Source organism: Pseudomaricurvus alcaniphilus (genome assembly GCF_011440395.1).
Taxonomy (GTDB): Bacteria; Pseudomonadota; Gammaproteobacteria; order Pseudomonadales; family Cellvibrionaceae; genus Pseudomaricurvus; species Pseudomaricurvus alcaniphilus.
This window is the reverse complement of record NZ_JAAOIX010000013.1, coordinates 72,300-95,547: the sequence shown is the minus strand read 5'-3', so window position 1 is coordinate 95,547 and position 23,248 is coordinate 72,300. Positions and strand designations below refer to the sequence as shown.

The window sequence follows — 23,248 nt, the reverse complement described above, 5'->3', positions numbered from 1 at the left end:
TTGCGAATCATTGGACTGCTGTGGCTGGCAGGGCTTGTGTTGCTGGCCGGGTGTTCGTTTACCAGTCGTGAAGTGAGCGATGGCGGCCCGGCCCGGCCGGTGGATGTCTCCCATATTCCCGATGCGGTGCCGCGCGAGGAAGTGCGCGGCCCGGCGGGCAATAAAAGCCCCTACACCGTTATGGGTAAAACCTATTGGGTCATGGAAGACAGCACTGGCTTTACCCAGGAGGGGGTCGCCTCCTGGTATGGCACCAAGTTTCACGGTCGGCAGACATCCAACGGCGAGCTTTACAGCATGTACGGTATGACCGCCGCCCACAAGACCCTGCCGATACCGAGCTATGTGCGCGTGACCAATTTGCAAAATGGTCGGCAAGTGGTGGTACGGGTCAATGATCGCGGCCCTTTTCTGCACGATCGGATCATCGACCTGACCTATGCCGGGGCCAGTAAACTGGGCTTTCTCAAGCACGGCACGGCGCCGGTCAGGATCGAAGTGGTGGAGCCGGGCCAGAATATCGGCACCGCGACTCCCGCTGCTACCACCACCGCCACCGCGATAGCGCAGCCGCAACCGCAACCCACTGTGCTGGCCAGCCGCAATGAAGAATTGCCGGCGCCGGAATATGCGGCGGGTTACAAGTTACCGGCAAATACTTTTTTACAGGCCGGGGCATTTGCCTCACCCAGCGCTGCAGAAAGTGTGCGCCAGCGCATCGCCGGCCTGACCAGTTTACCGGTTTTTGTCTCTGCGCCGCGCAAGGACAAGCTCTACCGGGTGCGGATCGGGCCCATTGCGGACAACCTGGCGCTGATGGATATTCGCCAGCAGCTGGAGCGCAATGAGATGCCGGCACCGCATATTATTTACGATTGAGGTCGCAGCAGCGTGACCTGAGTACTGGCCTGCGGGTCATCCGGCGGTCGTTACCGCGACCGCGACACCTTTACGGCGCCGACAGCGCCATCGCCTTTGGATAGACAATTGAGATTTATGTTGAGCAGCAAATTTACCCAAACCCTCGTTTTCCTTACTCTCGGCTTGCTGATGGTGAATGCCTCGGCCAACGTGATGATCCCTGCCCCGCCGCAACTGGCAGCCAGCGCTTACCTGCTGCTGGATGGCGATACGGGTAAAGTACTGGTGGAGCAGAATGCCGATCAGCAACTGCCGCCAGCCAGCCTGACCAAAATGATGACCAGCTACCTGGTGTCGGCGGAAATCGCGAAAGGCACTTTGGGCGAAGATGACCCGGTGGATATCAGTGTCAAGGCCTGGCGCATGGGCGGTTCGAAGATGTTTGTCCGGGAGGGCACCCAGGTGCCGGTCAAGGACTTGCTGCGCGGTGTTATTGTGCAGTCGGGCAACGATGCCAGCGTGGCGCTGGCGGAGCGTGTGGCGGGCAGTGAAAAGGCGTTTGTCGATGTGATGAACCAGCAGGCGGAGCTGCTCGGTATGCGCAACACGGTGTATAAAAACGCCACCGGCTGGCCCGCCGAGGGTCATTTGACCACGGCCCGCGACCTGGCCTTGTTGGCCCGGGCGCTGATCTATGACTATCCCGACCACTACAAGCTCTACGCGGAAAAGTACTTCAAGTACAACGGCATCAACCAGCCCAATCGCAATCGGCTGCTGTTTCGCGACAGCAGCGTGGACGGTTTGAAAACCGGGCACACCGAAGAGGCCGGGTTTTGCCTGGTGGCGTCGGCCGAGCGCAACGGAATGCGGCTGATCTCGGTGGTTATGGGAGCGCGCTCCGATGAGGGCCGGGCCTCGGAGTCCCAGAGCCTGCTCGATTACGGTTTTCGCTGGTTCCAGACCCACAAGTTGTACACCGCCGGGATGGAGTTGGGCGACTCACGGGTGTGGGCCGGCAAGCAGGATTCGGTCAAGCTGACCATCGCCGATGACCTGTTTCTCACCATTCCCCGCGGCAGTGCCGACGACCTGCAGGCTGAACTGCATATCGACGAGGTGATCAAGGCACCGTTCAGTGCCGGACAGGTGCTCGGCAACCTGACCGTTAGCCTGGCTGGCGAGACTCTGGTGGATGTGCCGTTGATCGCCGTGGAAGGGGTTGAGCAAGCCGGGCTGTTTGCTCGCCTCTGGGATATGATCGTACTGTTTTTCCTCAACCTGTTCAGTTGACCAGGCCTGCCGGGGCGGAATTCTCGCGTCCCGGTGCCGGTCCGGGTTATAATCAGCGGGTCTTGAACTAACCGTTGATTCGCATGGCTGATGCAGTTAAACCCGCCTCCCAGGAGGCGCCAAAAATAGAGTTTCCCTGTGAGGACTACCCCGTCAAGGTGATGGGGGATGCCGGCACTGATTTCCAGCAGTTTGCCATCGAGGTTATGGAACGTCACGCGCCAGGCCTCGACCAGACGCGTATCAGTATCAAAGCCAGTCGCAATGGCCGCTTCCAGTCGATAACCTTTTTTATTACCGCCACCGGGGTGGAGCAGTTGCAGTCGCTGCACGAAGACCTGCGCTCCAACAGCCAGACCAAGATGGTCCTCTGAGGTGACGATGCAACCGCAGTCCCAGCTGGTGGCCCGGACCCTGGGGCTACAGGATTACTATCCAGTGTGGCGGGCCATGTCCAACTACACCGACTGCCGCGATGCCCGGTCGGATGACGAGCTTTGGCTGGTTGAGCACCCGAAGGTTTTTACCCAGGGGCAGGCTGGCAAGGCCGAGCACCTGTTAATGCCGGGGGATATTCCGGTGGTGCAGGTGGATCGGGGCGGCCAGGTTACCTATCACGCCCCCGGGCAGTTGGTGGCCTACCCGCTGATCGATATTCGTCGTCACGGCCTCGGGGTTCGGGACCTGGTGACGCGAACTGAAAACGCCATTATTGCGACCCTGGCTGAGATCGACATTGAGGCCTATGCCAAGCCGGATGCACCCGGCGTTTACGTCAACGAGGCGAAAATTGCCTCGCTGGGATTTCGTATTCGCAAGGGCTGCAGCTATCACGGCCTCAGTCTCAATGTCGATATGGACCTGGGCGATTTCCTGCGCATCAACCCCTGTGGCTATCAGGGGTTGCAGATGGTGCAGACCAGCGAGCTGAGCGCAGACCCGCGAGCCGGCTCAGTGAGCGAACTGGCGAAGTTGATTGCCGAGCACTTTGCCCGACAATCAGGCTACCAAAATGTCGTGGCGGCCGGGGATGCAGAGGCAATATTACAACGCTATGCGGATGCCGCTCCGCAGGCTACTGAAAACAAACCTTAGTCGGGAGATTGGCTTTGAGTACAACAGATACCAGTATGGTTCCAGTCAAGCGCAGTCAGCGCCTGAAACAGGGTGAGAAGTTGCGCGACGGCGATAAGGTGGAGCGCATACCGGTGAAAGTCATTGCCACCGACGAAATCAAGCGCAAGCCGGACTGGATTCGGGTGCGCATCGGCAATTCGCCGGAAGTGGATCGCATCAAGAAAATTCTGCGCAGCAACAAACTGGCGACTGTCTGTGAAGAGGCCAACTGCCCCAATCTGAGCGAGTGTTTCAGCGGCGGTACGGCAACCTTCATGATTATGGGGGAAATCTGTACCCGTCGCTGTCCCTTTTGCGATGTGGGGCACGGCAAGCCGAACCCCCTGGACACAGAGGAGCCAGCCAGCCTGGCGCGGGCCATCGCGGATATGCAGCTCAAGTACGTGGTTATCACCTCGGTGGACCGGGATGACTTGCGCGACGGCGGTGCCCAGCATTTTGCCGACTGCATCCGCGAGGCGCGCCAGCTCTCGCCCCAGTTGCAGGTGGAAATACTGACCCCGGACTTCCGCGGGCGCATGGATGTGGCGCTGGATATTCTTGAGCAGGAGGCTCCGGATGTGTTTAATCACAACCTGGAAACCGTGCCACGCCTCTACCGCCAGGCTCGTCCCGGTGCCAACTACCAATGGTCGCTGCGACTGTTGCAAGAGTACAAGCGGCGGCGCCCGGATGTCCTCACCAAGTCGGGCCTGATGGTGGGTCTCGGTGAGAGCAAAGAGGAGATCTTCGAAGTGATGCGCAATATGCGTGAGCACGATATCGATATGCTCACCATCGGCCAGTATCTGCAGCCCTCACTGGAGCATTTGCCGGTCGAGCGCTATGTGCACCCGGATGAATTTGAGGAGTACTCGGCGCTGGCGAAACAGTTGGGCTTCAAGCATGCCGCCTGTGGTCCGCTGGTGCGCTCCTCCTACCACGCCGACAAGCAGGCCCACGGGGAAGAGGTTAAGTAAGAGGTTAAACAACACCCGCGAGCACTGGCGTGGGTGGCCACTTATTCTGCCGGAGTCGTCAGGATGAACTTGCACGCCAGCGAGGCTGGCAGTCCCGAGGTACAGTTGGTCGAGTTGCAGCAGAGGCCCGACTGGTTGCCTGTGCTGGCGCAGTGGCACCAGCGGGAATGGCCCGATAAAGGCACCTATGCCAACCGCCTGGCCGCCTTCAGGCAATACCTGGGCCCCCGCAAGTTGCCTGTCACCCTGGTGCTGGCGGTTGAGCAACAGCCGGTTGGCAATATCAGTTTGCTGCAATACCACGGTTCCACCTCGTCTTTATCCAGTTTCTGGGTGGCCAACGTCTATGTTGTCCCCCAGCGGCGCGGCAGTGGTTTTGGCCGCCTGCTGGTCCGGGCCATTGAGGCGGTGGCGCGGCGTCACCAAATACCGCAACTCTATCTCTACACCACTGATAAGTGTGCGTTTTACCGCCGCCTGGGCTGGGATTTCAGCTTTAGCAAGACCGTTGGTGGTGAGGTTACAAAAATTATGCGGCGCAGCCTCTGACCCGGCCTTCCGGGAGCCACGGCTTTGCCGCGCTGGTCGCGCTTGGGGTCGAGGTGCGGGAAAGCAACGGGTAAAGTTTGCTTAAGTCGAAAACTGCGGTAGTATGGTTGCAAATGTTGCTTTTGGCGCCAAGTTTGGGTCCGGGGCAGGTACTCCAACCAGTGTGAAAGCTGCAGACTCCAGACAGAGAGGGGAATATGGCCCTGCCGGGATTACTCAAGGATAATGCGGTAGAGCCGCCGCCGCTGGTGAATCAGCTGGCCGGTGAGCGGGGTGCCTACTACGAGCTGCACCGGCAGCAGGTGGTGGCCTGGCAGGCCTGGAGCGACTGCGCTTTTGCGGTGGCGGAAAAACTCAATAAACCAATCCTGTTAACCATCGGTTATGCCGCCAGTCACTGGTGCCAGGATATGTCACGCAACTCGTTTGAGAACCCTGCAGTTGCAGCCCTGCTGAACGAAAATTTCGTCAATATCTGCGTGGATCAGCACGAGCGGCCGGATATTGCCGCGGTATACCAGACCATGCACCTGCTTCTTAACGGGCATCCCGGCGGCTGGCCCCTGACTTTGTTCTTGTGCCCCAAAACCCGCCTGCCGTTTATTGCCGGCACCCATTTTTCCCTGCATGGAGAGGGGGAGCAGATGGGGTTTGCGGAAGTGCTGGTAAAGGCCCATCATTTTTATCACTTCCAGCCCAAGTCGCTGCGGCGATTGTTGCGCCAGGTGGCAGATAGCGTCGAGCATATGTCCCAGACCGCGGCGGAAGCGGTAAATGTCCCCCAGTCGCTGGTGCCGGCCGCTCTCGCTGCGCTGGCAGAACAGCAAGACCAGGCCCACGGCGGATTTGGCTCCAGCCCCAAATTTGCACTGCCGGTGATTTTGAATTTTCTGCTCCACCAACATGCCCGACAGAGTTTGCCCCGGCGCCAATTGGAGCATCTGCAGTACACCCTCTGCGCCATCGCCGAGTGCGGTATCAGCGACCCGATCAGCGGTGGCTTCTTTCGCTACAGCAGCGATGAAGGCTGGGCTCGGCCCAGCTTTGAAAAAATGTTGTACGACAACGGGCTGTTGTTGGAGGTTTACGCCCAGGCCCGACAGGTGTTGCGGCATCCACAATTCGAATTTGCGGCAAGGGGTATTGTGCGCTGGCTGAAGCGGGACATGCTGAGCGCCAGCGGGGCCTTTTTCAGCACCGTGGATGCCGATATCGATGGCTGCGAAGGGGATTACTACCTGTTTAGTCCCGCCGAAATCCAGGCCCATTTGAGTGCCGATGAATGGCGGGTGTTTGTTGCACTGTTTGGCCTGCCAGGTGGAGACTGTGACCAGCGCCGTCATTTGAGCCAGCAGCAGTCACTGGCGCAGGTGGCTGCGGCGTTATCGCTGGCAGAGTGCGAAGCGGCTGCCCTTTACCAGGCCGCCAGCGACAAGTTGGATCGCGCGCGTCGCGCCCGTGCGCCGGCGCCAGTGGATCGCAAGATCCTGGTTAGCTGGAATGCTCTGGTCATTAAAGGGCTGGCTGCATTTGCGCGTTGCGATGCCGAGTGTTTGCTACTGGCCCGCAACGCAGTGGATTTTATCGAGCGTGAGCTGTGGGTAAATCAGCGTTTATTCACCTGTTGGCAGGATAACAAGGCCAGCCGCCACGGCTTTCTGGATGATTACGCCTACCTGATTGAAGCCCTGCTGGAACTGCTGCAGGTAAGTTGGCGCGACAGCGATTATCGCTTGCTGCTGGCGCTGGCCGAGTCCATGTTGCATTTGCACCTGGACAGGCAGCAGGGCGGCCTGTTCTACACTGCGGACGATGCCGAGAGTCTTATTTTTCGCCCCAAGCCATTTATGGATTCGATCCAGCCTGCGGCCAACGGTAGTGCTGCCCGGGCCTTGTTGCGGGTCGGACAATTGTCCGGCGAGCCGCGTTATTCAGACGCTGCGGTCAGTATCCTCAATGCCTCCGCCACCGCGTTGCAGCAAGCGCCAGACACCCACCTGACCCTGGTGCAGGTACTGGACGAGTATTTGCAGCCAATGCCGCGGGTGTTACTGATGGACGACGGCGCGATGGCCGCCTGGGAGCAGGCCATCTGGCAGCGCTTTAATGGTCGGGTACAGTGTTTTCGCCTCTCGCCAGAGGCCAGCAGTTACCCGCCCGACGCTATGGGGATGGAGCCCGGTGAGGCGCTGGTCTGTGTGGGCGAGGATTGTCTCGAGCCCTGTTTGGATCAGGAGCAGTTACTGGCGCAGCTCAGCCAGTTGTTGGCGGTCGATGAGCCGCTTGGCAGTGCCGATTCCACTCCAGCAGACGCCCTGGAAAGTCAGTAAATACACCATCCACACCCAGCTCACACATCAATTGCCAGTCGTCAGCCTCATTCACTGTGTAAACCCACACCTGCAATCCCTGGCGCTTGGCCGCGGTCACCAGTTCGGCATTGACAAAATTCAGGCTCGGGTGCAGTGACCAGGCCCCCAGTGCGTCACTGCAGGCAGCCAGGTCCAGCGGTATACCCTCCAGCAATACGCCGCGCTTGACGCCGGGCAGCAACTGCCTGAATTGCAGCAGCTGGCGATGGTCGAAGCTCGACACCAGGTATTGTTCCAGTGAAAGTTGTCGCTCGCGGCTATAGGCCTCCAGCAGGTGCGCCACCGGCGCGGCGCAATCGGGGCCCTTGAGTTCTATGTTGAGAAGCGCCCGGTCATTTACCAGCTCGAGCACCTCCTCCAGGGTGGCGATGCTGCTGCCGTCGGCCAGCACCAGGCTCCGCAAAACGTCTGGCCGCTGATCCAGTAGTCGGCCGCTGCCTGGCAGGGTATTGCCAAGGCGGCGATCGTGGGTGACCAACAACTCGCCGCCGACATTAAAGACATCCAGTTCGATGGCATCTACCCCCAGAGCCAGGCTCTCGCGAAATGCAGCCAGGGTGTTTTCGGTGTGGATTTGGCTGCCGCCGCGGTGAGCGACACAGTACAGGGGGTAGGGCAAGCCCCCGGGTTTTGGTTGCATGGTGGGGCTACTCCTCGATTGACAGGCGGGCAAGTCGCCGGCGGGCGTCGGCGATATAAGCCCCGCCAAACAAATTGGCGTGGTTGAGAATATGGTACAGCTGGTACAGGTCGCGGCGTTGTCCATAGCCCGGGGCGATCGCGCGCTGGTCGTGGTAGGCCCGGTAAAAAGCATCGGGGAAACGACCAAACAGTTCGCTCATGGCCAGGTCGGTCTCGCTGTCGCCGAGGTAAATCGCCGGGTCAAAGATCACCGGTTGCCCGCCGCTAAAGCTGATGTTGCCCTGCCACAAGTCGCCGTGTACCAGTGATGGTTGTGGCTGGTGCTCGGCCAGCAGGTGTTCGACGGCGGTGACCGCCGCTGCGACTTTCGGGCTCTGCGGGGTAGTCTGCCAAAGCTGTACCAGCTGCGGGGCGATGCGGCAGTTGGCGAAAAATGCCGCCCAATGGCCATGCCAGGGGTTGGGTTGCAATGCACCGCCACAGTAGCTGGGCCGGTCGAAGCCGAAGCGCTGGCCCAGGGCGACAGCGTGCATTTGTGCCAACTGGCTCCCCGCCAGGGACCAGTCACCCTGCGCTTGCAGGGGCAGATACTCCAGCAGCAGGTAGCTGTATTGCTCCAGCTGGCCACAGGCCAGCGGGCGGCAGGTGGCGATGGTTTCGGTCGCGGCGATGGCCTGCAGGCCATCCATCTCGGCGGCAAAGGTATCGACCCGGTGGCTCTGGTTGAGCTTTAAAAACAGGGTTGGCCCATCTGTATCGAGGCGCAGCGAGTGATTGATGTCACCGCCACTGACGGGCTGCGCCTGCCGCACCCTGGTGGCGTGAAACTGGTCGTCGCGGCCGGCCAGCGCTGCGGCCACGATTTGGCTCAGGCAATCCAGGCTCGGTGACGGCACGGCGTGACCTTGTTATCTGGAGCTGGGCGGATATTTGCGGTATAAATGCGGCTGGCAGCGGCCGTTTCAATTGCTGGCATTAGCACAACCCCTGGATCCTATCACTGAGGATAAAATTTGCATGAACACCCCTGAAGAATTGCTCAAGTATAACCGGGAATGGGCCAAAGACGTGAACGAGCGGGACGATGAATATTTTAATCGGCTGTCGCGCCAGCAGGTCCCGGAATACCTCTGGATTGGTTGCTCCGACAGTCGCATCGCCGCCAACCAGATCGTAGCGATGGAGCCGGGCAGTATTTTTGTGCACCGCAATATCGCCAATGTGGTGGTCCACACTGACCTCAATTGCCTGTCGGTAATCCAGTACGCGGTCGAAGTACTCAAGGTCAAACATATCCTGGTGGTTGGTCATTACGGCTGCGGCGGGGTGCAGGCAGCGCTGGACTCAGCCAATCACGGCTTGATCGACAACTGGCTGGAACACATCCGCGACGTCTATCGCGCGCACCAAACCGCCGTCGACAGTGCCACCTCGGACAAGGAGCGAGCCAATCGCTTGTGTGAGTTAAACGTTATTTCCCAGGTGGGCAATGTCGCCCAGACCACCATCGTCCGCAATGCCTGGCGCAGCGGCCAGGACCTGACCCTGCACGGCTGGATTTACAGCCTCGAAGACGGCCTCGTCAGGGACCTCAAGGTTACCCGGGACGCGGCCAGCCTGACGTAGTGGGGCGCGTTCCTGCGGTGGCGGACACTGCGATAAAGACATTGCGTTACATTAACAAGTTTATTCAACAGTACTGTACCTTTTGCAAATAACCGTTCCTTTTGCGAATAACCGTTCCTTTTGCAAATAACCGTTCCTTTTGCAAATAACCGGCCGGGGTAACCACAATATCTGTGCTTTGCCCCGGTGGCGACACCGAGTGCAGGAACTCCCCTGCTGCAAGTGTGTCCAAATTGGCACTGTAATGTGGTTAAGGGGGCGTCTGTGACCGGCCTGGTATGCAAGCTGGCAAATATGTATTTTCGTCTCTTGCAGGGATTGAAACATTTCGATGGCCTGGGGCCGCTGGCCCTGAGGCTTTATCTCGGCCCGATTTTCCTTTATGCCGGTTGGAAAAAAATCGTCGGCATAGAAAACACCATTGCCTGGTTTGGCAACCCGGACTGGGGTTTGGGTTTGCCCATGCCCGAGTTGATGGCGTGGTTGGCCGCGCTGGCAGAGTTTGGCGGCGGTATCGCCCTGTTGGCAGGGTTGGCGGTGCGGTTTTTTGCCATCCCCCTGATGATTACCATGTTGGTGGCGGCCTTTGCGGTGCACTGGCCTAATGGCTGGCAGGCGGTGGCCGATCCCAGTTGGCTGTTCGCCAATGAGCGGGTGCTGGAAGCCGCGGATCGCCTGGCCCGTGCCCGGGAGATATTGAAGCAGCACGGCAACTACGACTGGTTGACAGAAAGCGGTAATTTTGTGGTGCTCAATAACGGCATTGAGTTCTCGATTACCTACTTCGTTATGTGCCTGGTGCTGTTTTTCACCGGCGCGGGGCGCTACGTCAGTATTGATTACTGGATCGCACGCCGCTGTAAGGCTGTGTGCTGAAGCCCGGCACCGGACTATTTCTCCGAGGGGTGTTATACTGGCTTGAATTTGAACAATTTATAAATGAGTCGTACTTTGATAGGCAATTTATTTCGCAAGCTTTCAGGCGCTGAGAAATCGGCTGGCAAACCCTTCTCCAGTTCCCCCAGTAAACCCAGGCCAGCGGGTGGCCGCAGCCAGGCGTCCGGTAAAACCGGTGCCGCGAGAGGCGAGGCAGCAAACTCCACCAGCGCCAGGAGCCCCAAGGCCAATGCAACCAAGTCCAATTCACCTAAGGGAAGTGCACCTGCAGGCAATGCTGCGGTGAAGGGGAACCCATCCAAAACCCGGCGCCCCCGTGGCGGCAAGCGCGGTCCCTCGGCCAGAGAGCGCCAGCCCGAAGCCGTTGAATGGTCCCTGAATGAGTTTAAGGTGGCGCCCCAGGAGGGTAAAACCCGCTTTCACGACCTGGATTTACCCGATTCCGTAATGCACGCCATTGCCGACCTCGGCTTTGAATACTGCTCACCCATCCAGGCGCAATCCCTGCCGCATACGCTCAATGGTCACGATATGGTGGGCAAGGCGCAGACCGGCACGGGGAAAACCGCGGCCTTTTTGCTGTCGGTTATTGATGACCTGATCAAACACCCGATTGAAGCCGATCGTTACGCCGGTGAAGCGCGGGCACTGATTATCGCGCCCACCCGCGAGTTGGTGTTGCAGATCGCGGAAGACGCCAAGTCCTTGACCAAGTACACCGATCTTAAGGTTCACACCCTGGTGGGAGGCATGGATTACGCCAAGCAGCAGCGTCACCTGCACGACGAGTTAGTGGATATTCTGGTGGCAACGCCGGGGCGCCTGCTGGATTTTTGTGGCAACCAGGATGTGTACCTGGACCAGATCGAGGTGTTGGTGATCGACGAAGCCGATCGCATGCTCGATATGGGCTTTATACCCCAGGTCAAACGCATTATTCGCCAGACCCCGAAAAAGACCCATCGCCAGACATTGCTGTTCTCTGCCACCTTCACCCCTGATGTGCTGAGCCTGGCGGAGCAGTGGACAGACGACCCGCGGCGGGTGGAGATCGAGCCTGAAAGTATTGCCACGGACAGTGTCGACCAGCATGTCTATCTGTCCTCGACGGAAGAAAAATACACCCTGTTGTACAATATCCTGTTGCAGGACGATGTCGAGAGCCTGATCGTGTTTGCCAACCGGCGGGACGAGTGCCGGCGCCTGCATGAAAAGCTGGAGCGCCACGGCTTTAAAGCCGGCCTGCTGTCCGGGGAGATCGCCCAGAATCGCAGGGTGAAGACGCTGGACGGGTTTAAGGATCGCAGCCTCAAAGTCCTGGTGGCCACCGATGTAGCGGGCCGCGGTATTCATATTGACGGCATCAGCCATGTGGTGAACTTCACCCTGCCGGAAGAGCCGGAGGACTATGTGCACCGCATCGGGCGCACAGGCCGAGCTGGAAAAACCGGTACCTCGATCAGTTTTGCCTGCGAAGACGACGCCTTTCGGCTGGAACCTATCCAGAAAATTCTCGGGCAACCGCTCAAGTGCGAGCAGCCGCCGCTGGAGTTGTTGGCATCGCCACCACCCATGGCACCGCGGAAAAAAACTGCCGACGACGAGCGCCGGCCGAGAACCGATTCCCGGCGCCGGCCGCCCCGGCGCAGGTAAGCGAGAGGCCGCTTCGCCACCAGTAGGCTGAAGCAGTATCGCGCGGTCCAGGCCCGTGTGTGACCTGAGGCTTATGCCCGGTGAACAGTGCATGCCCGGCACTGGCGCTTTCTAACCCGAGTTACTCCAAGCTAAAAGCCGCTGGGGATTGTTAATGCCTCTCGTTGCCCTGGTTAATATCGCGATCATCGCCCTGGCGGTGTTGATTCATTACGAGTTCTTGTACCGCATTTCCAAAGCCATACCCAAGATGAGAATCCGGCACCGGTTTCGCATTGTCTACGGTGTCTTCGGCGGCCTGCTGGCCCACAGTATCGAGATCTTTTTGTTTGCGGTGGCCTACTACTTTTTACCCCGCTTCGAGGATTGGGGCTATTTGACTGGCAACTATAGCGGCACCATTTGGGACTGTATTTATTTTTCTTTCACCTCATACACTACCCTCGGAATCGGCGATATCGTCCCCCACGGCCATATTCGCCACCTGGTCGGGCTGGAGTCGCTGACCGGGCTGCTGCTGATCACCTGGACCGCCTCGTTCCTGTACTACGAGATGCAGCGCTACTGGGACCGGGGTTAGCCCTGGTGGGGGCAAAAAATGGCGTACGAATGATTCCAATGGGATTAATTACATGGTGTTTCGCCGCCACAAGAGTATACTGAACGGCCCTGTCAATTTGTTCAGCTTGCTTCTTTAATTACGCCATTTACACCGGGTTTATTTACAGCCAATCCAGACACCTCTGACAATCTGCAGTTTCCAGCTCGCCTGAATGTACAGGCGCTGGCTCCGGTCGCTCTGACCGCTTTTGATATTTTAGGAATTATTATGCAAAACCTCACCCCGGAAGGCCTCAATCTGGTTAACGACATTGCCCAACGCTATAACCTCAGCCAGGCGGCAGTCATTCATATGCTTGTAGCCGTTAATAATGGCGGTGGCACCATGGCGCAGTTTAACTGCCCCGAGCTGGGTGGTTCCGGCCAGTGGATGCGCGGTGGCATGACCATGGTAGGCGATATGTTCAACTACGGCCTGAAAATGACCGTGGATAACCTCTGCAACGAGCTGGCCAATGGCCTGGCCAATATGCAGGTGTTTCCGCCTGTTCCGCGGGGTACTCCGGGCAGCAACCAATGGTGGCCACAAGATCTGGGCAGCCCCTTCAGTAGCGGTTCGCAGAACAATATTCGCTACGCGATTTTTCCCAACCGGCTGGCGGTGGAGCTGAACGGTGCAGTCACGGTGTATGACACTCTCGATCACCAGATCGGCGGGGTCAGCCAGCAGCAGGGCGGCAACACCTCGCTCACCTTTAGCAGTCAATACGGTACCGTCTCGGTCAGCAGCCTGCCAATTGTTTCCGGTAAGGGCCTGCCGCCGGCGCCGCAGACCAATTTTGCCGCGCCGTCCTCTAACCAGTCGGCATCAAATTCACAAAATAATGCGCCACCCCCGGCATCCCAAAACCAGTCCCAGTCTGGCCAGCCGCTGTCGAACAATTCGGGATCGAACAACTTCGACCAGAACAGCTCGGGGCAGCCGCGGTCATCGGCCTCGGCGAACGAGATTTTGTCATTGATTGAAAAGCTGGCCAGCCTGCACAGCGCCGGCGCCCTCACCGATGATGAGTTTTACTCGAAGAAAAATGAATTGCTGAGCCGTCTGTAGACTTTGGCAATGTTTTGGTAGTGGTGATAATGCCGGGCGCTTTGCGTCCGGCATTATTTTTTCAGCTCGTCCACCCAGAATGCGGTACCGGCCACCACGGCGATAGGCATTACGAAAATATTGGCCAGCGGCAACATGGTGCCGAGCATCACCAGGCCGCCAAGGCTGAGGCTGGAGTATTTACTCGCGGCCAGGCGTCGTCGGGTCTCCCGAAAACTTAACTGGTTGTTGTCGGCGGCGTAATCGGTGTACTGGATCGCCATGCTCCAGGCGCCCCAAATAAAGCCGATCACCGGCACCACAATGTTGAGCAGCGGAATAAACGACAGCACCAGCATCAGTAGCGCCAGTAGCAACCCGCGCCAGACAAAGTACCAGAGTTTTACCAGCTCCCTGCCCAGGGTGCGCGGTATCATGCTGGCCAGGGATTCGTCCGGCGGGCCGCTGCCGCTGATCAGGATCTCGGCTTTCTCCGCCAGGATACCGTAGAAGGGCGCCGCCAGCAGGTTGGTTACCAGGCTGAAACTGTAGCCGTAGACCAGCAGGATGACTGCCGCAAACAAGACCCAGAGAATCCAGGCCAGAAATTCCAGCCACTCGGGCAAGGTGCCCAGCAGCCAGTCCATGGCGATGCCAAATTGCTGGATCAGGATGGCGGTGGCAACCACAAACAGGACCAGGTTGATGAGAATCGGTACCACCACAAACCAGCGCAGCTCCGGCCGCAGGATAAGCTGGGCGCCTCGACTGAAATAGTTTACTCCCGTAGCGGGGGTGTTGGGTCTCATGCTGTTATAGCCCGCCTTTATTTGGCCCCGGCCGCTTTCAGGATGGCGATGTATTCTTCAGCCAGGCGGTGCTCCTGTACTACTTGCAACAGGGTTTGGCCGGCGCTGTTGGTGGCGTTAATGTCCCGCCCCTCGGCCTGGAAAAATTCCACAAAGGTGGCGAAGTTTTCGGCTTTCATACCGCGATAGGCTTTTTCCAATACGTGGTAATCGGCATTCGCGCCGCCATAGGGTTCGTTTTCCAGGAAGGTCTTGATGCGCGCGTCATCAAACACTTCGCCGAGTACTTTTTGCTTGTCTTTTTTTAGTGCCATGGTTTATCTCTGTCTACTCTTTGTCTGTCATTGGTGTGAAATAAGGTTACAGCAAGGCATTCAGCTTTTTGCTGAGGATCTGGTTGGCCAGCCCCGGGTTAGCCTGGCCCTTGGTCGCCTTCATAATGGGGCCCATAAAGCCGCCCATTTTTTTCTTGCGCTTGCTTTCGTCCGCCGCTAGCCAGTCTTCCACCATAGCGGGGTTAGCGGCAATGACGTCGGCGACGATTTTTTCCAGTTCGCCGCTGTCGGACATTTGCTTGAGGCCCTTGGCTTCGATGATAGTGTCGGCATCACATTCACCTTGCCACATGGATTCGAACACCTGCTTGGCAATCTTGTTGGAAATGGTGTTGTCCTTGATGCGGTTGATCAGGCCGGCCAGATGTTCGGCGCTAACCGGGCAGTCCCTGATCGACTTCTCGTCATTGTTGAGGTGGGCGGAAACCTCGCCCATCACCCAGTTGGCGGCCAGCTTGGCGTCCTGGCAGGCGGCCACAGTTGCCTCAAAAAAGCGGGCGGTATCGGCGTCTGCACTGAGGATGTCGGCGTCGTAGGCGGATAGTTTGTAGCTGTCCATAAAGCGCTGCTGGCGCGCGTCCGGCAGTTCTGGCAGCTGCTGGCGAATACTGTCGATGTAGTCGTCCTCGAACACCACCGGCAGCAAATCGGGGCAGGGGAAGTAGCGGTAGTCGTTGGCTTCTTCCTTGCTGCGCATGGAGCGCGCCGTGCGTGTGTCACCGTTATAGAGGCGGGTCTCCTGGATGACCTTGCCGCCGTCTTCGATCAGCTCGATCTGGCGCTCCACTTCCAGCGCGATGGCCTCTTCCATAAACTTGAATGAGTTGAGGTTTTTGGTTTCCGTGCGGGTGCCGAATTCCTCGCTGCCTTTGGGGCGCACGGAGACGTTGACATCAAAACGCATGGAACCCTGCGACATTTCACCGTCGCAAATACCCAGCGAGGTGACGATGGAGTGCAGTTTGCGGGCAAAGGCCACCGCCTCAGCGGAATTGCGCATATCCGGCTCGGACACGATTTCGATCAGCGGGGTGCCGGCGCGATTGAGGTCGATGCCGGACATGCCGTGGAAGTCTTCGTGCAGGGATTTGCCAGCGTCCTCTTCCAGGTGGGCGTGGTGGATGCGGATCGACTTGCTGCTGCCGTCGGCCAGCAGAATCTCGACGTGGCCGCGGCCGACAATGGGGCTTTCCAGCTGGGTGGTCTGGTAGCCTTTGGGCAGGTCGGGGTAGAAGTAGTTTTTGCGTTCAAATACCGATCGCTTGCCGATCTCGGCATCGATGGCCAGGCCAAACATGATGGCGTAGCGAAAGGCCTGTTCGTTGGGGCTCGGCAGGGTGCCGGGCAGAGCCAGGTCTATGGCGCAGGCCTGGGTGTTGGGCGCCGCCCCGTAAGCGGTGCTGGCACCGGAAAAAATTTTGCTGTTGGTGGCCAGTTGCACATGCACTTCCAGGCCGATAACGGTTTCCCATTCCATAAATAATAAGTCTCTATTCGATGCCGGGTGCAGCGAGTTGGTGATGGTCGGTGGCCAGCTGAAACTGGTGTGCTGCGTTCAGCAGTTCGGCCTCGGCAAAATAATTGCCGATCAACTGCAGTCCCACTGGCTTGTTGTCTACCAGGCCACAGGGGATCGACAGGCCGGGCAAACCCGCCAGGTTGGTGGCAATGGTGTAGATGTCTTCCAGGTACATGGCGACCGGGTCGTTGCCTTTGGCGCCGAACTCAAAGGCTGGTGCAGTGGCGGTCGGCCCCATAATCACGTCAACCTCGGTGAAGGCTTCGACGAAGTCCTGCTTGATCAGGCGCCGGACCTGCTGTGCCTTGCGGTAATAGGCGTCGTAGTAGCCGGCGGAGAGGGCGTAGGCGCCCACCAGGATGCGGCGTTTGACCTCGTCGCCAAAGGCTTCGCCGCGGGAGCGCCGGTAGAGGTCGTCGAGGTCTTTGGGGTCTTCACAGCGGTAGCCGTAGCGCACGCCGTCGAAGCGCGACAGGTTGGCGGAGCATTCGGCCGGGGCAATTACATAGTAGGCAGGCACGGCCAAGTGAGTGTGGGGCAGGCTGATCTCCCGCACACTGGCGCCGAGCTTCTGGTACTCCGCGATCGCCGCTTGTACATGGGCGGCTACTTCGGGGTGCAGGCCCTCGCCAAAGTACTCTTTGGGAACGCCAATTTTGAGGCCGTCGAGCCGCCGGTCCAGGGTCGCGGTGTAATCGGGGATGGCGGCGTCGACACAGGTGGAGTCTTTGGCGTCGTAGCTGGCCATGACGTTGAGCATGATCGCCGAATCTTCCGCGGTGCGGGTCAGGGTGCCGGCCTGGTCGAGACTGGAGGCAAAGGCTATCATGCCCCAGCGCGAAACCCGCCCGTAGGTGGGCTTGAGCCCGGTCAGGCCGCAGAGGCTGGCCGGCTGGCGAATCGAGCCGCCGGTGTCGGTCGCGGTTGCGCCGGGCGCCAGGTGGGCGGCCACCGCCGCCGCCGAGCCACCGGAGGAGCCGCCGGGGACACAGCGAGTATCCCAGGGGTTCTTTACCGGGCCGTAATAGCTGGTTTCATTGGAGGAGCCCATGGCGAATTCATCCATGTTGACCTTGCCGAGCATAACCGCGCCGTCGCGGCGGTAGTTGGCCACTACGGTGGCATCGTAGGGGGCGATAAAGTTATCCAGCATCTTTGAGCCGCAGCTGGTGCGTACTCCCGCAGTGCAAAAGATATCCTTGTGGGCCAGTGGAATGCCGCACAGGGCCGGGGCATTGCCTGCGGCCAGGCGCGCATCGGCGGCCTCAGCCTGGTTCAGGGCGATAGCCTCGGTAACGGTCACAAAGCTGTTGTAGTTGGCGTCCAGCCGGGCGATGCGATCGAGGTAGTGCCGGGTCAACTCCCGGCTGGAATAGTCCTTGTTGCGCAAGCCCTTAATTTGCTCGGCAATGGTTAATGTATGCATGTATGCCTGTTCCTGCATTAGGTCGATGGTATTGAGTGCCCCTGGGGGGTCGGGGTTTGGCGCGGGGGTTACTCAATCACTTTGGGTACCAGGTAGAGCCCCTGTTCGGCGGCCGGGGCTATGGACTGGAATAATTCTCTCTGGTCGCTCTCGCTGACAACATCGGCGCGCAGCGTTTGCACCGCATCCAGCGGATGGGCCATCGGGGCAACACCCTCGGTGTCGGCCGCCTGCAATTGATCAACCAGGGCCAGCACGTCGCCGATGCTCTTCGCGACTTCATCCACGGTGGAGGAAGAAATCTCTATGCGTGCCAGTTGCGCCAGTTTGGCTATTTCTGAACGATCCAATCTGTATCTCCGTCTTGATAATTACCTGTCCCGCCAGCTCCATTTACGGAGCTGGCAGGGGTCGAATAGGGGCCGAATCGGCGGCCAATATCCGCTGCTTGTGAATCAGGGCGCTAAAGTTACCATATTTGCACCTTGCCCTAAATGCCTGCCGTTGATAGAGTTCGCTGATTTATGGGACACTGTCGGTTTTTCTCCGGCGAAGTGGCCGACAGAGCGGCGATTTTCCAGCCCCAAAGCGGATTTTGAGAATAAATTGAGTGGCTGAGTGCAGATTCAAATCGAAGTGCAGATCGCAGGCTATTAATAAGGCCTGTGCGCCGTCGGATACCCAACCGTATTTTTGTCGTCACGAAAAACTATCGTCACACAAATTATTATCACCCAAATTAAGTAACAAGGTGTAATCAAATACATGTTAAAACGCCTTCGTGGAGTATTCTCCAATGATCTATCTATTGATCTCGGCACTGCCAATACGCTGATTTATGTGCGCGACCGGGGCATAGTTCTCGATGAGCCATCGGTCGTTGCAATTCGCCACCATAATGGCCAAAAAATTGTTGAGGCGGTGGGTATCGAGGCAAAGCGAATGTTGGGACGTACTCCCGGCAATATTACCGCCATTCGGCCGCTCAAGGATGGCGTAATCGCCGATTTTCAGGTCACCGAAAAAATGCTCCAGCATTTTATTAAAAAGGTGCATGAAAACAGCTGGTTTCAGCCCAGCCCGCGAGTCCTGGTCTGTGTGCCGTGTCTCTCCACGGAAGTGGAGAAACGTGCAATTCGCGAATCAGCCCTCGGCGCCGGTGCGCGGGAAGTGCGCCTGATCGAGGAGCCTATGGCCGCGGCAATCGGTGCCGGCCTCAGAACCGAAGAGGCCAGTGGCTCCATGGTGGTGGATATCGGTGGTGGAACTACGGAAATCGCCATTATTTCACTCAACGGCATAGTCTATTCGGATTCGGTCCGGGTCGGCGGTGACCGCTTCGATGAGGCCATCGTCAATTACGTGCGGCGCAACTACGGCAGTGTAATCGGTGATGCTACGGCCGAGCGTATCAAACAGGAGATTGGCTGCGCCTTTGCCGGCAGCGAGTTGCGGGAAATCGATGTGCGCGGCCGCAACCTGGCGGAAGGGGTGCCGCGGGCTTTCACTCTTAACAGCGACGAAATCCTGGAGGCGCTGCAGGAACCCCTGTCGGGCATCGTGCAGTCGGTCAAAAGCGCGCTTGAGCAGTCGCCCCCGGAATTGGCTTCCGATATTGCTGAGAGCGGCATTGTCCTGACCGGCGGCGGCGCGCTGCTGCGGGATATCGACCGCTTGATCTCCGAGGAAACCGGCCTGCCGGTGATTGTGGCGGAGGACCCCCTCACCTGTGTGGCGCGCGGCGGTGGCAAGGCCATGGAAATGATGGATCGCCGCAGTATCGATCTGCTCTCCAGTTAACCCGGCGGCGGTTTACCGGTAGCGCGGCACCTGGTGTGATCCGCGCTTTCGCGCTTTAAGTTAGGAGGCCAATTCATCAAGCCGCTCTTTCGCAAAGGAACTTCGGCCGCCTCCAGGGTGATGAGCTTTGCCGTTGTTGCCCTCGTGCTTATCCTGCTCAGCGTCTTTACCGACCTGCTGGCGCCTGTGCGGGCGCGGCTTGGTAACGTCAGTGCACCGCTCTACTGGCTGGTGGATTTGCCCCGTACGGTGCTTGAGTGGGGCCAGGAGGGCATCAGGAGTCGCAGTAGTCTGGTAGAAGAAAACGCCAGTATGCGCGCCCAGCTATTGATCCACGAGCGCAAGTTACAGCAAATGGCTGTACTCGCGGCGGAAAATGTGCGCTTGCGCGAGCTGCTGAACTCCACGGCCATGGTCACGGACCGGGTGCTGGTGGCCGAGTTGATCGGCGTCTCGCCGGATCCGCTGGTGCACCGGGTTATCATCAACAAGGGCGCCAGTGACGGTGTCTATGTCGGTCAGCCACTGCTCGATGCCGCCGGACTGATGGGGCAGGTGGTGGAGGTGAGTCGCTACTCCTCGCAGGTACTATTGATCACCGATTCCACCCATGCACTACCGGTACAGGTGAACCGAAATGGCGTCCGGACTGTGGTTGAGGGCATCGGTGATTTTCATCGGCTGAATATCCGCCACCTTTCCAATACCGTCGATATCCGGGTTGGCGACCTGCTGGTCAGTTCCGGTTTGGGGCAGCTCTTTCCCGTCGGTTACCCGGTGGCGGAAGTGATCGAGGTGGAGCGGGATCCGGGCGAGCCCTTTGCCCGGGTAACGGCCAGGCCACAGGCGCAATTGAATCGCAGTCGTCATGTCCTGCTGGTGTTTAGCGGTGAAATCCCGGTTGAAGACAGCGCTGGCGGGAATTAGGTATGGTGGCCGCGGAAGCCCACAATCGCTTTATTATCCCCCTGACCTACTGCGTTGGTTTGTTGACAGCGATTTACCCGCTGGCTCCGGAGCTGGCCTGGTGGCGGCCGGCGTTGCTGCCGCTGTTGGTGATCTACTGGGTGCTGGTCATGCCCGAGCAGATCAGCATCCTGATGATCTGGTGCTTCGGTTGTCTGCTGGATATTCTGCTGGGCGCCAGTCTCGGCCAACATTCCCTGGGTCTGATGGTAATTGCCTATTTGTGTCTGTTGTCCTATCAGCGGGTGCGTAATTACCGCCTCTGGCACCAGTCGTTTTTCGTGTTTATTTTTATCGGTCTCTACCAGTTGATTGGCAACTGGGTGCACAGCCTGAATGGCAGCGCGGCCAGGTCGCTGGTATTTTTATTGCCGGCGCTTAGCAGTGCCCTGCTCTGGCCTCTGCTCTGGGTGCTGCTGGAACGGCTGCGCATCGGGCAGCGTGTTAGCTAGTGTAGTGCCTCGTATCTGGCCCTTTAGCGGCTTGCTGAATGTACACGTTATACGAGGCACTACACTAGTCCTGCTGCCAGGGTGAGCGGGGCGGAGAGTTCCTAAATCGTCCGCTTGCCAGCAATTCGCCGCACAGACGGGTTAATACCGGTTACAATCCTCTTCCACTGTCGCCACAAAAAATTTAACAGCGCCCATGTTCGACCTCTATCTGGCATCCCAGTCACCACGTCGCCGCGAATTACTGCAGCAAATTGGTGTCTTACATAAAGTGATCAGCGTCGATGTACCCGAGCAACAAGCTCCCGAAGAGTCCCCCGCCGTCTACGTTCAGCGCCTCGCCCGGGAAAAGGCAGCGGCGGGTCGACAGCTGTGCCTCGCTCGCGGTCTGCCGGAGCGGCCGGTACTGGGCGCGGATACGGTCGGTGAGATGGACGGCAAGGTACTGGAAAAACCGCGCGACCGCGACCACGGCATCGCCATGCTACAGGCTATGTCGGGGCGTCAGCACCGGATATTGACGGCGGTGTCTATCTGTTCCGGTTCAGGCCAGGACTGCTTGCTGGCAGAAACGCTGGTGACATTCGGCACTATTGATAAGCAGGCCGCGACCCGCTATTGGCAAACCGGCGAGCCCGCCGACAAGGCGGCTGGCTATGCTATCCAGGGGCTGGCGGCCGTGTTTGTTGAACATATCGCCGGCAGCTACAGCGCCGTGGTGGGCTTGCCCCTGGCGCAAACCAGGCAATTACTAGAGCAGCACGGGGTCGCTTATTGGCGCGACCCGCACACAGGAATCTTGGAATGAGCGAAGAATTACTGGTCAATGCGTCGCCGACGGAGACTCGCACTGCCCTGATAGAAAACGGTATGTTGCAAGAGGTGTCCATTGAAAGGACCCAGCGCAAGGGCTATGTCGGCAATATTTTCAAAGGCAAGGTGGTGCGGGTGCTGCCCGGGATGCAAGCGGCTTTTGTGGAAATAGGCTTGGCGCGAGCGGGATTTATTCACGCCTCGGATATCGCCCCGCTGGACGCCGATGGCATGGAGGATCGGCAGGCGGAAGTGGTGGATATTCGCCGGGTGGTGCGCGAAGGCCAGGCGCTGGTGGTGCAGGTCGTGAAGGACCCGATCGGCAACAAGGGCGCTCGCCTGACCACGCACTTGTCGGTGTCCGGTCGCTACCTGGTCTATATGCCCTACACTCGCCATATCGGTATTTCGACCCGTATTGAACAGGAAGAAGAACGCAACCGCCTGAAAAAACTGGTGGAGGACAAGGTCGCTTCCTGCATCGACCAGCCCGGGGATATTCTCGCCGGCGGCGGTTTTATTATTCGCACGGTGGCCGAAGGCGTACAGGGTGACGAGCTGTGTGCCGATGTTCCCTTCCTGTACCAGATGTGGAAGGAATTGCAGGAAAAAATAGACAGTGCAGCGATGGGGACTGTTATTCACGAGGATTTACCGCTGTTTATGCGCACCCTGCGTGACTCGGTTAAACCCCACACTGAAAAGGTGCGGGTGGACTCCCGCGAAGTGTTTGCCAAGATGGTGCGTTTTGCCGAGAAGTACGCGCCAGAAGTGGTGCCATTGATTGAGCATTACCCCGGCGAGCGGCCCCTGTTCGAGCTGTACAACGTGGAGGATGAAATCCAAAAGGCGCTGGAGCGCAAGGTGGATCTCAAGTCCGGCGGCCATCTGGTGATCGAGCAGACCGAGGCAATGACCACCGTCGATGTCAATACCGGCGCTTTTGTCGGCCACCGCAATTTGGAAGAAACCATTTTCAAAACCAATCTCGAAGCCGCCACAGCGATTGCCAGGCAGCTGCGCTTGCGCAATATCGGCGGCATTATCATTCTCGACTTTATCGATATGAAAGACGAGGAGCATCAGCGCCAGGTGTTGCGGACCCTGGAAAAAATGATGGAACGGGACCACGCCAAGACTTCGATCACTGGGGTGTCTGAACTCGGCCTGGTGGAAATGACGCGCAAGCGCACCCGCGAGTCACTGGAGCAGGTAATGTGCGAGCCCTGTCCGGTGTGCGACGGGCGCGGCACCCTGAAGTCGGCGGAAACGGTGTGCTACGAAATTTTTCGTGAAATTCTGCGCGAGGCGCGGGCTTACAACAATGAAAAATTTCTGGTGCTGGCCTCGCAAGTGGTGATCGACCGGCTGCTGGATGAAGAATCGGCCAACGTTGCCGACCTCGAGGTGTTCATCAGCTGCACCATCCAGTTTCAAGTAGAAAGCATTTACAGCCAGGAACAGTATGACATTATTTTGGTGTAGGCG

At 58.5% G+C, this 23,248-nt stretch carries 25 protein-coding genes; 17 read left to right on the top strand and 8 right to left on the bottom strand.

All coding sequences use genetic code 11. The features are described 5' to 3' along the window. From G8764_RS20550 to G8764_RS20520, 7 genes are all read left to right on the top strand, one after another. Window positions 1-879: a septal ring lytic transglycosylase RlpA family protein gene (locus tag G8764_RS20550; protein ID WP_279538480.1), complete on the top strand. Its 879-nt coding sequence runs from the start codon at window positions 1-3 to the stop codon at window positions 877-879. Window positions 880-996: 117 nt separating this feature from the next. Next, entirely contained in the window at window positions 997-2,154 is a 1,158-nt protein-coding gene (locus tag G8764_RS20545) for a D-alanyl-D-alanine carboxypeptidase family protein (protein ID WP_166167598.1), read from the top strand. Window positions 2,155-2,237: 83 nt separating this feature from the next. Next, window positions 2,238-2,528 (top strand): YbeD family protein, encoded by a 291-nt coding sequence (locus G8764_RS20540; RefSeq protein WP_166167595.1) that lies wholly within the window; start codon window positions 2,238-2,240, stop codon window positions 2,526-2,528. A gap of 7 nt (window positions 2,529-2,535) precedes the next feature. Further along, a complete protein-coding gene (gene lipB / locus G8764_RS20535) occupies window positions 2,536-3,249 on the top strand; it encodes a lipoyl(octanoyl) transferase LipB (RefSeq protein WP_166167592.1) in 714 nt (237 codons plus the stop codon). A 35-nt stretch (window positions 3,250-3,284) separates the two neighbouring features. Further along, window positions 3,285-4,250, top strand: a complete 966-nt coding sequence (gene lipA, locus G8764_RS20530; protein WP_166167755.1) for a lipoyl synthase — start codon at window positions 3,285-3,287, stop codon at window positions 4,248-4,250. A gap of 63 nt (window positions 4,251-4,313) precedes the next feature. Then, window positions 4,314-4,799 carry a GNAT family N-acetyltransferase gene (locus tag G8764_RS20525; RefSeq protein ID WP_166167589.1) on the top strand — a complete coding sequence of 162 codons (486 nt, stop codon included), beginning with the start codon at window positions 4,314-4,316 and terminating at the stop codon, window positions 4,797-4,799. Window positions 4,800-4,996: 197 nt separating this feature from the next. Continuing rightward, window positions 4,997-7,129: a thioredoxin domain-containing protein gene (locus tag G8764_RS20520; protein ID WP_166167586.1), complete on the top strand. Its 2,133-nt coding sequence runs from the start codon at window positions 4,997-4,999 to the stop codon at window positions 7,127-7,129. On the opposite strand, the gene G8764_RS20515 is transcribed toward G8764_RS20520, so the two are convergent. Together G8764_RS20515 and G8764_RS20510 are read right to left on the bottom strand one after the other, a co-directional pair. Beyond that, entirely contained in the window at window positions 7,053-7,811 is a 759-nt protein-coding gene (locus tag G8764_RS20515; RefSeq protein ID WP_166167583.1) for a glycerophosphodiester phosphodiesterase, read from the bottom strand. The two genes, G8764_RS20520 and G8764_RS20515, sit on opposite strands and share 77 nt — an antisense overlap. A gap of 7 nt (window positions 7,812-7,818) precedes the next feature. Next, the gene (locus G8764_RS20510; protein WP_166167580.1) at window positions 7,819-8,709 is read right to left on the bottom strand and encodes a fructosamine kinase family protein; all 891 of its coding nucleotides are present in this window, start codon (window positions 8,707-8,709) and stop codon (window positions 7,819-7,821) included. Window positions 8,710-8,830: 121 nt separating this feature from the next. On the opposite strand from G8764_RS20510, the gene can reads away from it, so the two are divergent. Continuing rightward, window positions 8,831-9,439 (top strand): carbonate dehydratase, encoded by a 609-nt coding sequence (can, locus tag G8764_RS20505; protein WP_166167577.1) that lies wholly within the window; start codon window positions 8,831-8,833, stop codon window positions 9,437-9,439. Window positions 9,440-9,703: 264 nt separating this feature from the next. Then, window positions 9,704-10,315 (top strand): HvfX family Cu-binding RiPP maturation protein, encoded by a 612-nt coding sequence (locus G8764_RS20500; RefSeq protein WP_341806436.1) that lies wholly within the window; start codon window positions 9,704-9,706, stop codon window positions 10,313-10,315. A gap of 32 nt (window positions 10,316-10,347) precedes the next feature. Here G8764_RS20500 and G8764_RS22850 read toward each other — a convergent pair whose 3' ends face one another. Then, window positions 10,348-10,638, bottom strand: coding sequence for a hypothetical protein (locus G8764_RS22850; RefSeq protein ID WP_279538479.1), 291 nt, complete (start codon window positions 10,636-10,638; stop codon window positions 10,348-10,350). Between G8764_RS22850 and rhlB the strand changes: the two genes are divergently transcribed. The 3 genes from rhlB to G8764_RS20485 all read left to right on the top strand — a co-directional run bounded on the left by rhlB (window position 10,619) and on the right by G8764_RS20485 (window position 13,661). Continuing rightward, complete coding sequence (gene rhlB / locus G8764_RS20495) at window positions 10,619-11,989, top strand: ATP-dependent RNA helicase RhlB (protein ID WP_341806434.1); 1,371 nt, start codon at window positions 10,619-10,621, stop codon at window positions 11,987-11,989. The two genes, G8764_RS22850 and rhlB, sit on opposite strands and share 20 nt — an antisense overlap. Window positions 11,990-12,143: 154 nt before the next feature. Further along, window positions 12,144-12,569, top strand: a complete 426-nt coding sequence (locus G8764_RS20490; protein ID WP_166167570.1) for a potassium channel family protein — start codon at window positions 12,144-12,146, stop codon at window positions 12,567-12,569. A 249-nt stretch (window positions 12,570-12,818) separates the two neighbouring features. Beyond that, window positions 12,819-13,661 carry an SHOCT domain-containing protein gene (locus G8764_RS20485; protein ID WP_166167567.1) on the top strand — a complete coding sequence of 281 codons (843 nt, stop codon included), beginning with the start codon at window positions 12,819-12,821 and terminating at the stop codon, window positions 13,659-13,661. Between the two features lie 53 nt (window positions 13,662-13,714). Here the strand turns inward: G8764_RS20485 and cysZ are convergent, their stop codons facing one another. From cysZ to gatC, 5 genes are all read right to left on the bottom strand, one after another. Further along, window positions 13,715-14,449: a sulfate transporter CysZ gene (gene cysZ / locus G8764_RS20480; protein ID WP_166167564.1), complete on the bottom strand. Its 735-nt coding sequence runs from the start codon at window positions 14,447-14,449 to the stop codon at window positions 13,715-13,717. A gap of 17 nt (window positions 14,450-14,466) precedes the next feature. Beyond that, on the bottom strand, window positions 14,467-14,763 hold the full coding sequence (locus G8764_RS20475; RefSeq protein ID WP_166167561.1) for a PA4642 family protein: 297 nt from the start codon (window positions 14,761-14,763) through the stop codon (window positions 14,467-14,469). 46 nt (window positions 14,764-14,809) lie between these two features. Further along, window positions 14,810-16,261 carry an Asp-tRNA(Asn)/Glu-tRNA(Gln) amidotransferase subunit GatB gene (gene gatB, locus G8764_RS20470; protein ID WP_166167558.1) on the bottom strand — a complete coding sequence of 484 codons (1,452 nt, stop codon included), beginning with the start codon at window positions 16,259-16,261 and terminating at the stop codon, window positions 14,810-14,812. Between the two features lie 13 nt (window positions 16,262-16,274). After that, the gene (gene gatA, locus G8764_RS20465) at window positions 16,275-17,729 is read right to left on the bottom strand and encodes an Asp-tRNA(Asn)/Glu-tRNA(Gln) amidotransferase subunit GatA (RefSeq protein WP_166167555.1); all 1,455 of its coding nucleotides are present in this window, start codon (window positions 17,727-17,729) and stop codon (window positions 16,275-16,277) included. Between the two features lie 68 nt (window positions 17,730-17,797). Next, window positions 17,798-18,079 (bottom strand): Asp-tRNA(Asn)/Glu-tRNA(Gln) amidotransferase subunit GatC, encoded by a 282-nt coding sequence (gatC, locus tag G8764_RS20460; protein WP_166167552.1) that lies wholly within the window; start codon window positions 18,077-18,079, stop codon window positions 17,798-17,800. Window positions 18,080-18,494: 415 nt separating this feature from the next. On the opposite strand from gatC, the gene G8764_RS20455 reads away from it, so the two are divergent. The 5 genes from G8764_RS20455 (at window position 18,495) to rng (ending at window position 23,245) form a co-directional block, all read left to right on the top strand. Beyond that, window positions 18,495-19,529, top strand: a complete 1,035-nt coding sequence (locus tag G8764_RS20455; RefSeq protein WP_166167549.1) for a rod shape-determining protein — start codon at window positions 18,495-18,497, stop codon at window positions 19,527-19,529. A gap of 75 nt (window positions 19,530-19,604) precedes the next feature. Further along, window positions 19,605-20,456 carry a rod shape-determining protein MreC gene (gene mreC / locus G8764_RS20450; RefSeq protein ID WP_166167749.1) on the top strand — a complete coding sequence of 284 codons (852 nt, stop codon included), beginning with the start codon at window positions 19,605-19,607 and terminating at the stop codon, window positions 20,454-20,456. A gap of 2 nt (window positions 20,457-20,458) precedes the next feature. Next, window positions 20,459-20,947, top strand: a complete 489-nt coding sequence (mreD, locus tag G8764_RS20445) for a rod shape-determining protein MreD (RefSeq protein WP_166167546.1) — start codon at window positions 20,459-20,461, stop codon at window positions 20,945-20,947. A gap of 196 nt (window positions 20,948-21,143) precedes the next feature. Then, the gene (locus G8764_RS20440; protein WP_166167543.1) at window positions 21,144-21,755 is read left to right on the top strand and encodes a Maf family protein; all 612 of its coding nucleotides are present in this window, start codon (window positions 21,144-21,146) and stop codon (window positions 21,753-21,755) included. Then, on the top strand, window positions 21,752-23,245 hold the full coding sequence (gene rng / locus G8764_RS20435) for a ribonuclease G (RefSeq protein WP_166167540.1): 1,494 nt from the start codon (window positions 21,752-21,754) through the stop codon (window positions 23,243-23,245). The genes G8764_RS20440 and rng overlap by 4 nt, the downstream gene beginning before the upstream one ends. Window positions 23,246-23,248: the final 3 nt, after the last annotated feature.